Annotated in this window: 12 protein-coding genes; 6 read left to right on the top strand and 6 right to left on the bottom strand. The window is 57.3% G+C overall.

Translation table 11 applies throughout. The features are described 5' to 3' along the window. Positions 1–34 precede the first annotated feature (34 nt). Positions 35–1,117: a mannose-1-phosphate guanylyltransferase gene (locus JIN85_RS09725; RefSeq protein WP_200270108.1), complete on the top strand. Its 1,083-nt coding sequence runs from the start codon at positions 35–37 to the stop codon at positions 1,115–1,117. After that, the gene (gene ruvX, locus JIN85_RS09720; RefSeq protein ID WP_234047347.1) at positions 1,114–1,548 is read left to right on the top strand and encodes a Holliday junction resolvase RuvX; all 435 of its coding nucleotides are present in this window, start codon (positions 1,114–1,116) and stop codon (positions 1,546–1,548) included. The genes JIN85_RS09725 and ruvX overlap by 4 nt, the downstream gene beginning before the upstream one ends. Positions 1,549–1,577: 29 nt before the next feature. On the opposite strand, the gene JIN85_RS09715 is transcribed toward ruvX, so the two are convergent. Next, positions 1,578–2,861: a valine--pyruvate transaminase gene (locus tag JIN85_RS09715; protein ID WP_200270106.1), complete on the bottom strand. Its 1,284-nt coding sequence runs from the start codon at positions 2,859–2,861 to the stop codon at positions 1,578–1,580. A 74-nt stretch (positions 2,862–2,935) separates the two neighbouring features. Here JIN85_RS09715 and JIN85_RS09710 point away from each other — a divergent pair, with 74 nt between their 5' ends. Next, positions 2,936–3,427: a redoxin domain-containing protein gene (locus JIN85_RS09710; protein ID WP_200270104.1), complete on the top strand. Its 492-nt coding sequence runs from the start codon at positions 2,936–2,938 to the stop codon at positions 3,425–3,427. Positions 3,428–3,497: 70 nt separating this feature from the next. Here JIN85_RS09710 and JIN85_RS09705 read toward each other — a convergent pair whose 3' ends face one another. Beyond that, positions 3,498–5,582 (bottom strand): delta-60 repeat domain-containing protein, encoded by a 2,085-nt coding sequence (locus tag JIN85_RS09705; RefSeq protein ID WP_200270102.1) that lies wholly within the window; start codon positions 5,580–5,582, stop codon positions 3,498–3,500. 233 nt (positions 5,583–5,815) lie between these two features. On the opposite strand from JIN85_RS09705, the gene JIN85_RS09700 reads away from it, so the two are divergent. Genes JIN85_RS09700 through JIN85_RS09690 form a run of 3 tightly spaced genes read left to right on the top strand, consistent with a single transcriptional unit; the run spans position 5,816 to position 11,281 of the window. Next, positions 5,816–7,291, top strand: a complete 1,476-nt coding sequence (locus JIN85_RS09700; protein WP_200270100.1) for a Wadjet anti-phage system protein JetA family protein — start codon at positions 5,816–5,818, stop codon at positions 7,289–7,291. 14 nt (positions 7,292–7,305) lie between these two features. Continuing rightward, positions 7,306–7,950: a DUF4194 domain-containing protein gene (locus JIN85_RS09695; RefSeq protein WP_200270099.1), complete on the top strand. Its 645-nt coding sequence runs from the start codon at positions 7,306–7,308 to the stop codon at positions 7,948–7,950. 1 nt (position 7,951) lies between these two features. Further along, a complete protein-coding gene (locus JIN85_RS09690) occupies positions 7,952–11,281 on the top strand; it encodes an SbcC/MukB-like Walker B domain-containing protein (RefSeq protein ID WP_200270096.1) in 3,330 nt (1,109 codons plus the stop codon). Positions 11,282–11,319: 38 nt separating this feature from the next. On the opposite strand, the gene JIN85_RS09685 is transcribed toward JIN85_RS09690, so the two are convergent. From JIN85_RS09685 to JIN85_RS09670, 4 genes are read right to left on the bottom strand one after another with little or no spacing between them, the layout of a single operon-like run. Then, positions 11,320–11,709 carry a (2Fe-2S) ferredoxin domain-containing protein gene (locus JIN85_RS09685; RefSeq protein WP_200270095.1) on the bottom strand — a complete coding sequence of 130 codons (390 nt, stop codon included), beginning with the start codon at positions 11,707–11,709 and terminating at the stop codon, positions 11,320–11,322. A gap of 1 nt (position 11,710) precedes the next feature. Further along, positions 11,711–12,979, bottom strand: a complete 1,269-nt coding sequence (locus JIN85_RS09680) for an NAD(P)/FAD-dependent oxidoreductase (RefSeq protein ID WP_200270092.1) — start codon at positions 12,977–12,979, stop codon at positions 11,711–11,713. Between the two features lie 45 nt (positions 12,980–13,024). Further along, a complete protein-coding gene (locus tag JIN85_RS09675) occupies positions 13,025–13,732 on the bottom strand; it encodes a pseudouridine synthase (RefSeq protein ID WP_200270090.1) in 708 nt (235 codons plus the stop codon). A gap of 11 nt (positions 13,733–13,743) precedes the next feature. Beyond that, a complete protein-coding gene (locus tag JIN85_RS09670; protein WP_200270088.1) occupies positions 13,744–14,748 on the bottom strand; it encodes a class I SAM-dependent methyltransferase in 1,005 nt (334 codons plus the stop codon). Between the last annotated feature and the right edge of the window lie 40 nt (positions 14,749–14,788).

Raw genomic sequence — 14,788 nt, 5'->3', positions numbered from 1 at the left:
CGAACTGAGCCTTTTCAGTATCGTTCGAGTCGAAATGCCTCTTCCGGAAAATACCTACGCACTCATTCTCGCCGGCGGCTCCGGCACCCGCTTCTGGCCTCTTAGCCGCAATTCCAAACCGAAACAATTGCTCAATCTTTTTGGCGACGGCACCTTGTTGAACCAAACCATCGACCGCCTGAAAGGTCTGGTTCCGCTCGAAAACATTCTCATTCTTACCAATTCCCTGCAAGAAGCCGCTGTGCGTGAAGTCGCACCGATGCTTCCCGCTGAAAATATTTTTGCTGAACCCGCCAAGCGCGACACGGCACCGGCGGTAGCACTCGGCATCGGCCTCGTCGCTGCCCGCAATCCGGATGCGGTCATGATGGTTCTGCCTGCAGACCAACTGATCCAGGACGTCGCCGCTTATCAATCCGTCATGAGTGACGCGTTGTCCGTCGCTGAATCATCCGACGGTCTCGTCACCATCGGGCTTCGCCCAACTTGGGCATGCCCATCCTACGGTTACATCGAACGCGGTGACCGCGCCTCAATTCCGGGCCTGGATCTCGAACACCCACCGTTTGAGGTGAAGCGTTTCCGCGAAAAACCCAATCCGGAACTGGCCGAGCAATTCCTCGCCGCGGGTGGTTTCTCCTGGAATGCCGGCATGTTCGTCTGGTCGTTGCCGACCGTGATCAAGCAGCTCACCAAGCATGCGCCTGAATTGTCCGGGTTCATTTCCGAACTCCGCCGCGCGAGCGACTTGAATGCGACTGTGTCAGCTCAATTTCCGAAATTGACACCCATTTCCATCGACTACGCGCTGATGGAGTGCGCTGATCGCGTACTCAACATCGAAGCGACCTTCGATTGGGACGACGTCGGTTCCTGGATTTCCGTTGCCAAATACCTCGAAAAATCCGGCAGCGAGAACCGCGTGAACGAACCGGTTTCCGAGCTGGATTCGGAAAACAACATCGTCTTCAACGCCCGCAAAGGCACCCGTGTTGCCCTACTCGGTGTCGACGACCTGATTATCGTCCAAACCGATGACGCTTTGCTGATCGCAAATCGTCACCAAGCAGATGCGATCAAAAAACTGTCCGACATACTGCCGGAAGAACTCCTTTGATCGACCACGATTCATCTTCCGGCCCCCATCCCGCCCTCGGCATCGATCATGGCGAGGCGCGGATCGGCGTTGCCGCGACCGATGACTTCGGGATTTTAGCCCATCCGGTCGAGACCATCGACCGGGCCAAGACCGATCCACTGGAGCGCATCCAGCGGATCGCCGAGCTGCGCCGGATCAAAACCCTGGTCGTGGGCCTGCCCCTGCGCATGGACGGCAGTGAAGGTGACTCCGCCACCAAGGTCCGGGAGTTTGCTCGGGAACTCCAGCTCCGGCTTCCGACTTTGCCACTGGTGTTTGTCGACGAAACCCTGACCACTTCGACTGCTGCCGAAAAATTGCGCCAGGCCGGCCGCAAGGCACGCCATCAAAAGGCGATCATCGACCAAGCAGCAGCGGTCGAGATTCTCAATTTATGGATGGAAGGCTGATCGATTCAGCCTCCCCACCCGATTGATGATCAGACGGAAACTTCGACTGCCTTCCAGGCCTTTTTGACTTCTTCCGCGATGATGCGGAGTCCGTCGCGGACGATTTCCTCATCCATCGCATAGGAAACGCGGATGCATTCGTCGCGGTGGCGCCAACTGTCATCGCTGTGGCCAAAGAAAAACGGTGCGCCTGGAATCACCAGAACCTCGCGTTTTTTCAGGCGTTCATACAGCTCGCGCGAAGTGATCGGAAGATCCGGGAACCACAACCAGAGGAATAATGCTCCCTCGCTGCGATGCATGAACCATTCAACCTCGTCGCCGAATGCCTCTTCCGCCGCACGGCGTGCAAGCTTGCACTTCTCTTCGTAAAACGGCCGGACCACTTCTTGCGAAAGCTTGAGGATTTCACCGGATTCGATGAGTGGCAGCACGATTTGCTGTCCGGTACTCGGATTGGAAAGCCCGGCAATCGCACTCATTGAACCCAACGCGCGGATCACCTCGGGTGGCCCAATCACGATGCCTGTGCGGGAACCCGGAAGACCGATTTTGGATAGACTGAAAGTCAGGATCACATGCTCATCCCAAAATGGAGTTGCATCGGTGAAGATGATACTTGGGAAGGGAGCACCGTAGGCATTGTCGATGATCAGCGGGATATTGTTGGCCTTCGCCAGCTCAGAAAGTCGTGCCACTTCCTGATCCGTCATCACATTGCCGGTCGGATTGGTCGGGCGGGATGCGCAGATCGCCGCGACATCGGAATCGACCTTCAAGTTGTCGAAATCCACCCGATATTTGAACTCGTGGGGACCGGTTTTCTCGATCGTCGGCGTGCAGGCACGGAACAAATCTCCGGACATGCCTTGGTTTGCATACCCGATGTATTCCGGGACCAGCGGCAGCAGGATTTTTTTGCTCGATCCATCCGGCATTTGACCTGCCAACAGATTGAACAAGAAATAGAAAGCCGTTTGGCCACCAGCCGTTACCGCCACATTATCGGCCGTGATATTCCAGCCGAATTGATCCCGGAAAATGCCGGCGATCGCTTCCAGAAATCGCGGATTCCCGCGTGGCGGATCGTATGAGGTCAGCGTACGCTCAAGACCGCCGGATTCTTCCATCAGTTCTTCAAGCCGACGGCGCCACACCGCATTCATCTCGGGAATTCGCGCAGGCTGCCCGCCACCTAGCATTTTCACGTTGGCTCCCCCACTCGCTAGGGCGTGCCCCAAATCATCCATCAGTTCTTCGATACCACTGCCGCAGCCGAGCTGCCGCCCAAATTTAGAGAATTCGTAAGCCATTTCGTGACGCCGGTTGACCGGTCGGGACGGGCATCTATACTCAGCATCGAACCCATAACAACCCCGAAACCACCATGCCTATCACTGTCGGACAAAAAGCACCGGATTTCACACTCGTTTCAAAAACAGCCTCCGGGCCGGAAGTTGTCAAACTGTCCGATCATTTCGGAAAGGCCAACATCGTCCTCGTTTTCTTCCCGATGGCCTTCACCAGCGTCTGCACCACTGAGATGTGCGACCTTTCAAACGGCATCAGCGATTACGAAAAACTCGACGCCAAGGTATTCGGCATCTCTGGCGACAGCCCGTTCGCACAGGAGATCTGGGCTCAAAAAGAAAACATCACGATTCCCCTGCTCAGCGATTACGAGCACGAAGTTGCCGAGGCATACGGCATCGCTTACGAGCAATTCCTGCCTGCCAAAAATCTGATCATGGGTGGCGTTTCCAAACGTTCAGCGTTTGTGATCGATAAAGAAGGCACCGTCCAATACGCCGAAGTTCTCGAGTCACCTGGCGATCTGCCAGATTTTGAAGCTGTGAAAAAAGCGCTGGCATCACTCTGAAGCGCCCGTTTTTCAAATCCTATCCGCTTTCGCCGCCGGGCATCACCCGGCGGCATTTTTATGGCAAGCCTCAGGGGCGTGTGATCACCACGCGATAAAATCTTTTACCACTCACCGGTTCATCTCCGGTGAAGACTCCCGCGCCATCAGTAGTCGTTACCAGACCAGTTGCCGCGCTCCAGCCCGTTGATTCCAGGGTTGTGTTGGTCTCCACCGAATAGATCCGTCCCGACAGATATGGGCTGAATCGAATTAGCGGCATGCCTTCGGAAACTTCTGCGGTCACCTGAAAACGCGAGCCAGGGTCGGTCGGATCCAATCCAGCGGCATACTCGAACGCATTGGATTGCCCGTCACTATCCGGATCCGCTTCATCCGCCGCACTACCCTCTGCCTCTGTGACTTGGAAATACTTCCAGAGCCACCCGGTTTTCGGATCGGTTCCCTCCACGGTTAGCGTGATGGTGTAGGTCGGGGTCGTTGGATCATTGCTGACCAGCACCAGATCCGCTGTCACCTCTTCGCCATTGGCGGCTGAAACTCCAATCTCAAAAGGAGTGCTGGCGCCGGCTTCAAGGGTCGTGGAATCCAAACCGGAGATCAGAGAAAACCGGCTCGCGTTTTCTCCTACAAAATACGCTGAAATGCCTCCGAGCGGGCCCGTTCCCGGGTTTTTCAAAATCAGATCAAACGAACCGACGGCGTCCGATCCAACGAATCCGAGATCTTTCGATTGCCCGTCGGCGATCTCCGTTCCGCTGGCATCCGTGATCATCGCCACCGGACTTGGATAGGCCTGGGTGACCATGTGGAGGCTGGTGGAACCATCATAATTTCCGCTCTTGGTCCGGGCGAAAGCTCGCAATTGACATTCCGCGGGCAGGGTCACCCCGCTGATTTCCCATCCGCCAGTGATACGAGTCGCATAGCCCAAAGAAGTCCAGCCACCCGACTTGCTATATTCAAAGGTTACCGTTTCGGCTTCCGGCGCGGTTCCTCCACGCATCCAGCGGATGCTGGTCGGGCTGGTGGCGCGAAACCAGCCGGTGGCATCACCGTTCTCAAGTCGGGCAATGAATTGCCGCTGGACCCCGTTGATGACCGTAAACATGCCGGTCACGATGACTTGCCCATCGGCTTGGAGGCTGATGCCGTAAACCGAGTTCGTGCTGACAGCAAAATTGGCATCGAAGGTCGTATCGAGATCACCATTCGCATACAATCTCGCCAATTTCGGCCAAACCACATTGTTCACTTTATTAAAATCCCCACCAATCAGGATTTTCCCGTCTGCTTGAACGGCAATGGCTCGCACCGGCCCATCCACCACGGGATTGAATGTGGAATCGAGGCTCCCAGTGTAAGTCAAACGCGCCAAATAGGGTTTCGTCTTTCCATCCACCTGGACAAAATCGCCACCGATCAGAATCCGCCCGTCAGCTTGGAGCGTTTGCGCGGTGACACCGCCGTAAATGTTGGTGGCGTAAACGGAATCCGCTTTGCCGTTTTCCAGGATCCGATCCGAAAAGTTGCTATCAACCCCATCCGTGGAGCTACCGCTCGCGGTAAATAATCCGCCAAGGAGGTATCTTCCATCCGATAAGACAGAGATGTTGGTGACACCGAGATTCGCTTCCGAGCACAAGACCGGAGTAAAGACACCGGTGGAAACCGAGCCGCCGTTTTGCTGCAATTTTTCAACCCCGGCAGGCCCACCCACCACGATATTTCCACTAAACAACTGTGGCTCAATCGCTCCGATCGCCGAGGCTGTTGCCACGTTGTTCCCTGCGTCAAAGCTGGTGTCGATGCTGCCGCTGCTGGCAAGTCGGCCAATGCGGATCCTTGTCGCCCCAGCAAGCGTGGTGAATTGTCCACCAACATACAAGGTGCCATCGCTGAGCGGGGTGAGCGCCCAGACACCACCATTGGCAACCGGGGTGTAGCTGGAGCTCAATACCCCAGCCGCGGAATATTTCGCCATCCGGCTGCGGACCGTGGTATTTCCGACCACCGTGAAGTCGCCACCGATGACAATGCTTTGATCGGGAAGGATTGAGACCGCACGCACCAGGCCATTTGTCGCTGGATTGAAATCCTCATCCAAATCGCCGGGATCTGCGTGGCCGATGCCAACAAGTGCCAGCGTGAGCAAGGAAACTCGGGAGTGGATGCAAAAAGGCCGGAAAATCGCTGAAAAATGTTTCAATCCCATGATGACTGGAGGAGCGCCCCAAGCTCCCTTCCTACTTGCGCCCCGTCAATCCGCTTTTCCCGCCCAAACCCAGCTCGTGGTCAGGATTTGGCAAAATACCGCCAGACCGATAAAATCCCCAACTTCGCTCTTGGAGGACCCGGGGGGTCCCATGCATCCTCCCGGCCCGCCCGATGCTCCTGCCCGTCCTCAGTGAAAAACTCCTCTCCGCCGTGTCGCGGGATTTTTTCCGTCCGCTCACCCGGCCGTCGACGGCGATTTACGTCGATTGCGCGGAACGGCTGGAAGAAATTGCAGGCGAAGCCGGCCGCATTCCCCACGCCGAATCGATCGCGCTGATCCGCGAAGTGCTCTCGTCGCACCCGGACATTGTGCTGGAAATGGACGAAGGCGCGGCGTTGCGCGACAGCCGCCAAAAAGCCGGGCAGATTTTCAACCGCTTGTGCGAGGCCAACTGGCTGGAAGACCAACAGCTCGGCCTGCACGAGCGATGGACACTCATTTCACCTGGCCTGCGTCCGCTGTTGCGGCTGCTGCGCGAACTTGCGGAGGACGAGATCGCCGAGCTGAAAACCTTTGCCGATACCGTTCGCGGCGTTTGTGAAACGCTTGAGCGCCCCGGCGTTCTCGACGCCCGGATTCACGAACCGGACATCATCCGCGCGCTCATCACCGACGTGAACGCCCGCTTGGAAACCGCGATCGTGCAGCTCCACGGCGTGGAAAAACTGATTTCCGTTTTCGATCGCCGCCAACGCTCAAGCGACACGCCCGCCGAAACCTTGCGACTGCTTTACGCCGAATTCGGTGCCGGTCAGCACATGGTTTGCTACGATGCGCTTCGCCGAAACGGCTTGCTGCCGAGACTGCAGGCTTTGCGTTCGCGTGTCGCCGATTGCCGCACCGATCCGTTGATGAAGGAGCGCCTGGCGGAAGGTCTGGCTGCTCATTACCATTGGGACGAAGAGGAATCCTGGCATCGCGCTGAAAAAGCACTGCGCGATTTGGAACACCGCATCGCCGCGATCCGTCTGGTTGCAGACGCGATCGATGCGCGGATGGCATCGTTCAACCAACTTTCGCAACAACGCTATCGCTACCAAACCGAGCTGCGCGGCCGCCGCCCGGAAATCGTGAAGGGCTATTGCGACGCGATCAACGAGGCTTACAAACACCAGCGGCTCGCAACCTTGCGCGACGCGGAACCGGATTTCCAACTGCGGATTCCCGAAGTGAAATGCTTTTTCGGCATTGAGTCGCTGGCCCGCACGCGCCGCGCCAAAGTGCCTGCCGATTTGACCTTCGGCGGAGAATCACCGGTGGGTGAGACGACCGACGAAGCGCTCGCCGCGCTGCGTGAACGTCAACGGCTCGCCCTTACACCTCAACGCGCCGCGCGTTTGGTCACCCGTCTGTTACCGGATGTAACGAGCTCGATCAGCACCACGGATTTCGTCGCAAACGAGGTCGATGACATGCTCGATCTGCTGGCCATCGCCGCTTACGACAATGCAGTCATCGCCAACGGTCGGCGCATTCGCTGGGCCGTCGATGGCCCGGGCCGCACCGATGGATTGGAGCCGGAAACCATTCCCACCGACACCCAAGCCGGTTGGCTGGTGGAGCGCTTCAACATCCGCCGCATCTAACCTTTTCACCCATTATGTCCGATCCTCACTGGCCCCGATTCTGGTCCGATGTTCCTGAAGAAGATCGCGATCCGTTGCGTGAAATTCTGGCGGAATTGTTAGGCCGTGGCACCCTGCTCGGCAGCTCCGGATCCGGTCGCGACCTCTTTCTAACCGCACGCGATCACTACCAGGATCACCTCAAGGACTACCTTGCCCCGCTCGGGCTTGAATTGATTGTCGACGACGATTTTTCCCTGCTCCAGGCACGTCCACGACCGGAGTCCTGCCACCTGCTTTCGCAATTCACCAAAGACGAAACGCTGCTGGTGCTGGTGCTGTGGCAAATCTGGGACGACCAGCGCACCACCGGTTCGAGCGACGCGGTCGTGGTAAGCGCAGACGAACTTTGGGCAAAATTCCGCGACACCTTCAACCAAATCGATCCACCGGAAAAAACCCACCTCGATGGGCTGCTAAGCCGGTTGAAGCGCCATCGCCTGATCCGCACGCACAAGCCCGAGGGAGCATCGCAGCTCGGCGAATTGCTGATCGAAATTCTCCCCAGCCTGCCGCGCGTGATTCCTTTTGACTCGCTTGAATCCTGCCTCTCGCGAGCCGCGCTTTACGAACCAGACGCCGCCGCTCCGGTCACTGAAACTCCTTCTACCGACGACTGATATGTCATCACGCGTTCACCTCAGCCGCATCCTCGCCATCAACTGGTATGGCTACCGGCGTTTCATCGATCTTTCCGGACTTTCGCTCATCACCGGTGCCAATGGCTCGGGCAAGAGCGTTCTGTTAGACCTGATCCAGTTTGTCATGCTGGGTGAAGCGCAAAGCCGCTTCAACAAAGCCGCCGCGGGTGCCGGAAGCGGTCGATCCTTGCGCGGCTACTGCCTTTGCGACACCAACACGCAGGGCGCCGATGGCCAGGAACGCTACCTGCGTCCGTCCGGCGTGACGCTTGCCGGATTGGAATTTGTCTGGCCGCTGGCCGATGGCGAGACCGAGCCGCGCCGCGAAACCTGGGGTGCGCGGATCGAGTTCGAAGGCCCGACCGCCCGTGCTCGCACGCTTTGGTTCACCGTGCCACAACGCCTGGAGCGGGACGACTTTCTCGGCCAGGATCTCGATCCAGATGCCGTGGCTTTCATGCCAGAGGATGAGTTTCGCGTGCATGTGAAACGCGATCTCGGCGGCGAAGTTTTTGACCGCCAAGCATCGTATCTCGAGGAAATGGGCGCCCGCGGCCACCTCGGATTCGATCGCGTCCAGATGAACAAAACGCTGCCGAACTCGATGGCATTCCAGCCGGTGGAGTCGTTCGAAAAATTCATCCGCGACTACTTGTTAGAACCCGGCATGCCGGATGTGAAAGCGGTTCGCGCCAGCGTCGATGCGCACCGCCGTGCCCAGGAGCGTTTGGAAAAAATGCATGACCAGTTCGCCCGCCTCACGCGCATCGGCGAGCTGCACGCGACCTATCGCCGCACGCATCGCGATGCGCGCCTGCACGGTCACCTTCACGAAGCGCTTTCCCACGAACAGAAGCTGGAATTCCTCGACGCCAAACGCACCGAGATCGATCAGCTCCGGATTCAAAACACCGAGCACAATGCCGATCACGAAGAGGCTTTGCGCGAGCGGAATGAGCTGGATTCGCAACTCGCAAAAGTCCGCCTCGTTGCCGGCAACGACCAACAAATCGCCCGCCTGGCCGAAGACCGTGCTCGCCGCGATGAGGTCGCGCGCGAACTTGACGCACTGCGTGAAACAGAGAAGGCTGCCCGGCAATTTTTGCACGAGCGCACCCAATCGTGGAAGCAATGGCTGCGCCTCGCCAGCGAGCTCGGTTTGGAAGAACCAGCATCTGCCGCGAGCTGGATCAAGCAGATGCAAGGAGCGGATGAATTGGCCGCGCTCGATGCCGCGCAACGCATGCCGCGCATTTACCAGCAACTCATCAATGCCGCCGGCGAAGAGCTGCGCCCGACCACCGAAAGCATCCGGGAACTCGAAGCGCGCGAAGCGAAATTGGAGCGCGAACTGGACGATCTCGATCACAAAGGTTCCGCCGCACCATCGCCGTTGTTAGATGCTCTGAAATCCCGCGGACAACGTGCCGAAGCACTGGGTCGTGTGATCGAAGTCAAAGCCGAAGCCGAACCATGGTGGCCCTTGTTAGAGTCGTTGCTCGGCAATCATCGCGATGCCGTTTTACCGGAAGATTTCAAGGCCGCATGGGATCAGGCGCGGCGTCTCGGCCACATCGATGAGCCCGTCGTCAATCCGGATGAAATCGCTCGCGCGCCGAAGAAACCAAAAGCCGGAACGGTCGCCGGATTCTTCGAGACCAAAAGCGAACTGGCCGCGAATTACCTGAACCACCTTTATGGTGATCTCGCCGCCGTTGAGTCGGCGAATCAGCTGGATTCTCATCCACGGGCGTTCTCGAAAGACGGCTGGCTGAAAGATCCGCCGCTCCGTCGCCTCATCAATCCAGCGAAAGAATTCACCATCGGCGAGGAAGGTCTGCGCCGCTTGCGGGAAATGCGTCAGGATGAGCTGGCCGAGGTCAAAGAAGAACTCGTTCGGCAAAATCGCATCCGCGACGACTGGCGCACCTTCATCCATCGCGGCGAGCAATGGGCACTCGACAAAGCCGATCCACCGGCAGGCAGTTCGAAATTGCGCGACCTGCCGCGCTTGCGCAAAGAACTCGGCCAGCTGGATGAAACGATCCGACTGCTTGCCACGCCAGAGCGCGAGGAAACCGTGGAGAAGCTGCGGGTGTTGGAGAAAACCTTCCAGGGTGTCATCGAACGCATCGGCCGACTTGCCAACAGCATGGAAAAGTTCGCGCAGCAGGAGCGCTTACTGACCGAACTGATCACCAGTTTGGAGGAAGAAGAACGCACCTCGTTCATCAAGCGCCAGCAAAGCCGCGAATCGCTGGAAGGCGTGCTCGATGCCGAAATCGAAGAGCTGATCCACTCCGCAACCGAACAATTTCCAAACTGGCAGCAACGACTCGAAGCCGCCGCCGAAATTTCGCGCATCCGCGAATACGAATCGGACAAGGCTCGCAATGATCGCAATCGTGAGCGCCAGGCACTCGCCGAGACCCATCCGGAAACCGCCGAGGCATTTGATCCGAATGATGACGACAACTCGCGCTACGATGCACGTCGTACTGAGCTGCAAACGCATGAGTTGGAACGCTACGTTCAGGAAGCGGAAGATGCGCGCAAGCAATGGGAAGACCGCTTGCAGCATCAGGTGCTCGATGTTTTGAAGGAAAAACTCGACGAGGCCGAGCGCACCAAACGCGAACTCAACCGGGCGATGGACCACGACATCGGCGGCTGGCGCTACCAGCTTTCCATGCGCATGGACCGCAGCCACAGTGCGATCTGGACCCTGGTCGACAAAGGACTCAATCCGGGGCTGGAGCTGTTCGCTTCCGGTGCCAAGGAGGAAATCGAGCAAGCCAAGGCAGCGCTCATGGCAGCGATCGAAAACGCCGACGAGCCCAAGCACCAGCGTGCGCTCGACTACCGATATTATCATCACTGGGACATCCAGGCGACGCCGACCGGCAAAGGCGAAGGTGCTGCGATTTCGCTCAACAAAAACGCGAAGAAGCAAAGCGGTGGTGAGAACCAGGCACCGTTTTTCGTCGCGATGCTTGCCGCGTTCCAACGCGTTTACGATGTCGGCCCCCGTGAAACCCGGAAGAATCTCGGCATCGTCATCATGGACGAAGCGTTCTCAAAGCTTTCCGGTGACCGGATCGATGCGTGTCTTGCCCTGGCGCGAAACTTCGGCCTGCAACTCATCATGGCATTCCCGGAAGACCGGTTGCCGACGATGATTCAACACGCCGAGACCGTCGTCCAATGCCGCGTGGACCGTGCCTACGATGACAAATCCGGCCGCGTCACCAACATCGAAAACTGGGTGGTGAAAGTCGATCGCGAGAAATTGATCGAAGCGCTTTCCTAGGATCTAACCTGTTAGATTTCCGAGTTTCCAACCGCAGATCACTCGGATTCCGCGGTTGGTGATTCGGGATGCAGATCGTTCTGAGCGAATGCAAATTCCTCGACGATTTTTCCGCCGATGAGGTGCTCTTGGATGATGCGTTCGAGAACCACCGGGGTGCAGGAGTGATACCAGACGCCTTCCGGATAGACGACGGCGACGGGACCGCGCAGGCAGACCCGAAGGCATCCGGCTTTGGTGCGGAAAACTTTCGAGTTTTTTCCCGCAGCCAGGCCAAGTTCCTTGAGCCGCTTTTTGAGAAATTCCCACGATTCCTGCCCGGCTTCCAGCGCGCAGCATTTCGCTTCCGCAGGATCGGCACAAATGAAGATATGCCTTTCGATTTTCTCCAAGCCGAGCGCATCGGCCGCATCACTGAGATCACTCATATCAATTCACTTCGATTCGTTTTGCGACTGGAACATGCTTGTTCAACCACGCGAGGAAAAAGAAAACGCGCAGCCGCCACCAGACGGAGAATGATAACTCGGTCCGTCCTGCCAACACGGCATTGATGGCACAAACCATCCGATAGCGATTGTAGGGTTGGAAAAACAGCTGAGTGAAATGAAGCTCGTAGAATTTCTCGATGAACTGCCAATAAATCGCAATCCGCCGACGGTTGTCCTTTTCATAACGTTTCATTGCCGAGGTCATCGCCCGATTTCCGTGGAGCGCCCGATCGATGACTTGCGCTCCTTGCCGACCGCTTTCCATGGCGAGCAGAACTCCGCTCGAAAAAACGGGATCGATAAACCCTGAAGCATCGCCAACTCGAATCACCCGCGGTGAAACCAGACGGGTATTGCGATAGGAAAAGTCGGTTGCGACACGCAATTCACCTTCCATTTCCGCCGCACCGAATCTGCGTTTCACGGCTCGGGTCGCAGCAACGGTTTCGTCAAAGACCTCACGCGGTGATTTACCAGATGCCTTGAAATCTGCCGCATCGACCACCAAGCCGACACTGGTTCGATCGTCCGATAGCGGAATCAACCAGAACCAGGAGTTCTTGCATCGGACGATCAGGATGTCGCCTTTCTCTTTCCCTTCCGGCATCTGGACGCCGGAAAAGTGGCCGAAGATCGCAAGCTTTTTATGACCGGAATAATACTCGCGAACCGATTCGCGATTGGCGCTGAAATTGCCGAGGCCACTTGCATCGATGAGAAACTTCGCGCAAACTTCGGCCGCATTTCCAGCAGCATCGCGATACCTGACTTTGGCCTGATCACTGCCGACTTCGTGGGCGATCACGGTCGATTGCTCACGCACCTCAGCCCCCGCTTCGCGCGCGTGGTCGAGCAGGATTTGGTCGAACTTCGCGCGTTCGACCTGCAAGGACTCGCTGAATTCGGTGAATGAACCGGCAGAGAAATCGAGGCGATTGTGACGGGTTGCGTTGCCCATCCAGAACTGGGCTCCGCGTTTGGTCATGAAACCCGCTTGGCTGATCTTATCCCAGACACCGAGTTCTTCAAAAATGCGCCGATTGTAGGGCAAGAGTGACTCGCCGATGTGGAAACGCGGGAACTTCTCCTTTTCCAACACCAGCACTTTCCGGCCCGACTGAGCCAAAGTCGTCGCAGCGGAAGATCCCGCCGGGCCGCCACCGATCACGATCACGTCCCAATCTCTAACATTTCCGCTCGCTGACATCTGGAGTGAGTTTGAAGGAACAAGAGGAGTCACGCAATCGCATGATCATGGGTGATCGAAAACCAACGCCAATTCCGCATCGGTGAGGGGTCGCCATTCGCCTTCCTCCAGATCATCCGGCAAGGCCAGTCCACCAATCGATATCCGCTTCAGAGTGAGCACGTGATTGTCCACAGCCGCGAACATGCGACGCACTTGATGATAACGGCCTTCGTGCAAAGTCACGATGGCTTCCTTTTCATTCAGCACTTCCAGTTGTGCAGGCAAAAGCGGGCGATCCTCGCTGCGAAGCAACATTTCTCCAGAAGCGAAAATCTCGCCTTCGCTGCCGTTGAGCGGCCGATCCAGCACCGCGTGGTAGCGCTTCAAGCAATTCGACTTCGGGTGAATGATCCGATGCAGTAATTTGCCATCGTCTGTCATCAACAACAAGCCGGTGGTGTCCTTATCGAGTCGCCCAATCGGATTGAGCCCCGGATTGCGGCAGGAAAACCGGGCCGGCAGCAGGTCATAAATCGTATCGCCGGGATCTTCGGTACTACAGGTGTAGTCGTCCGGCTTGTTCATGATGATCACCAACGGCGATGGCGGATCGAGTGGTTCGCCACGGAACAAAATGCGTTCGTGCGGTGTGTTCGATGCTTCGCGCAGCACTTCGCCCGTATCATCGGTGACAGCTCCAGCTTTGATGAAGCGCTGGACTTCCTTGCGGGAACCGTAGCCGAGATTGGCGAGGAGTTTGACGAGTTTCATGGGATAAGAAGTCAGCGTTTGTCGGCGAACAGCAGCTTGAAGGTCTCATTCTCGGCGACCTTGCGCCAGGCGAGCCCGCTGCTTTGAAGCACGGCTTCGTAGGGCAACTGCCGGTTGGCCACCAGAAGAAGTTTTCCGCTGCGTTTGAGTGCGGATGTGGCAACGGTTAGAAAGGCGCGACCCAGATCGACATCCGTCGCCTGCCCGGTATGGAATGGCGGATTGCTCAAAATCACGTCGTATTCCCCAGAAATCCCGGTGGAGACATCGTGCCAATGATAGCCAATCGGCTGGGAAAACTTGCGGAGATTCGTCCGAGCGCAATCGAGCGCGCGCGAATCCGCTTCGAACAAATCGACGCTCTCGACCTTCGGGCATCGCTCTAACAACTCATGGGTCAGGTATCCCCAACCCGCTCCGAGATCGGCAACCTTGCCGCGCAAATGAGCCGGAAGATGTTGCGCGAGAAATTCCGAGCCAGCATCGACATGGCCTGAACTGAAAACTCCGGCCTCGACGGTGAAATGGGTGTTAGCTATGGTTTGCCGCCCGATCAGCGAATTCCAATTTTCAAAAATCGCCGGATTGCAGCGATCATCGATGGTCGCGTAAAACGCGCGGCATTTGTTTTTCTGCACGGAGTGGATATTCCCCGCCGCTTTGGAAAGTTCCTTTTCGAATCGTCCCGCCCCGGCCGTGTTTGGCATCGCCGCAACGATCATCCCACCGGGCTCCAGGTGATTTCTAGCGATCGCAAACCACGCCAGCGTTTCATCTTTCGATTTCCCCGGAAGAAGCATCACCAGTGGCCATTTCCCGGCTGGAGATTCGATTCGGGAAAGTCCGGCATTGTCCCACTCGGTTGCCTTTGGTTTGAACGGTTGGTAGCCGATGACCTGTGGCCAGTTTGCCAGATCCGGATGCGGTTCCGCGCCCAAAAACAGCGCCCGATCCGGAACAGGCAATGCCTCTTCGCCGGAAAAGACGAGCATCAGGGTTTCGAGAGCGGGGTTCATGGGCGGAGTTGTAGCAGCCCACGCCGCCACGGCCATCCGC

Source organism: Luteolibacter pohnpeiensis (genome assembly GCF_016595435.1).
Lineage (GTDB): Bacteria > Verrucomicrobiota > Verrucomicrobiia > Verrucomicrobiales > Akkermansiaceae > Luteolibacter > Luteolibacter pohnpeiensis.
Note: the sequence above shows the minus strand (reverse complement) of the source record. Positions and strands in the feature narration are given on the sequence as shown.

Coding starts and splice junctions, on each gene's coding strand:
- JIN85_RS09700 (WP_200270100.1), top strand. CDS start 5,816: ATGCTCCTGCCCGTCCTCAGTGAAAAACTCCTCTCCGCCGTGTCGCGG.
- JIN85_RS09690 (WP_200270096.1), top strand. CDS start 7,952: ATGTCATCACGCGTTCACCTCAGCCGCATCCTCGCCATCAACTGGTAT.
- JIN85_RS09695 (WP_200270099.1), top strand. CDS start 7,306: ATGTCCGATCCTCACTGGCCCCGATTCTGGTCCGATGTTCCTGAAGAA.
- JIN85_RS09725 (WP_200270108.1), top strand. CDS start 35: ATGCCTCTTCCGGAAAATACCTACGCACTCATTCTCGCCGGCGGCTCC.
- JIN85_RS09680 (WP_200270092.1), bottom strand. CDS start 12,979: ATGTCAGCGAGCGGAAATGTTAGAGATTGGGACGTGATCGTGATCGGT.
- JIN85_RS09685 (WP_200270095.1), bottom strand. CDS start 11,709: ATGAGTGATCTCAGTGATGCGGCCGATGCGCTCGGCTTGGAGAAAATC.
- JIN85_RS09670 (WP_200270088.1), bottom strand. CDS start 14,748: ATGAACCCCGCTCTCGAAACCCTGATGCTCGTCTTTTCCGGCGAAGAG.
- JIN85_RS09675 (WP_200270090.1), bottom strand. CDS start 13,732: ATGAAACTCGTCAAACTCCTCGCCAATCTCGGCTACGGTTCCCGCAAG.
- JIN85_RS09710 (WP_200270104.1), top strand. CDS start 2,936: ATGCCTATCACTGTCGGACAAAAAGCACCGGATTTCACACTCGTTTCA.
- JIN85_RS09715 (WP_200270106.1), bottom strand. CDS start 2,861: ATGGCTTACGAATTCTCTAAATTTGGGCGGCAGCTCGGCTGCGGCAGT.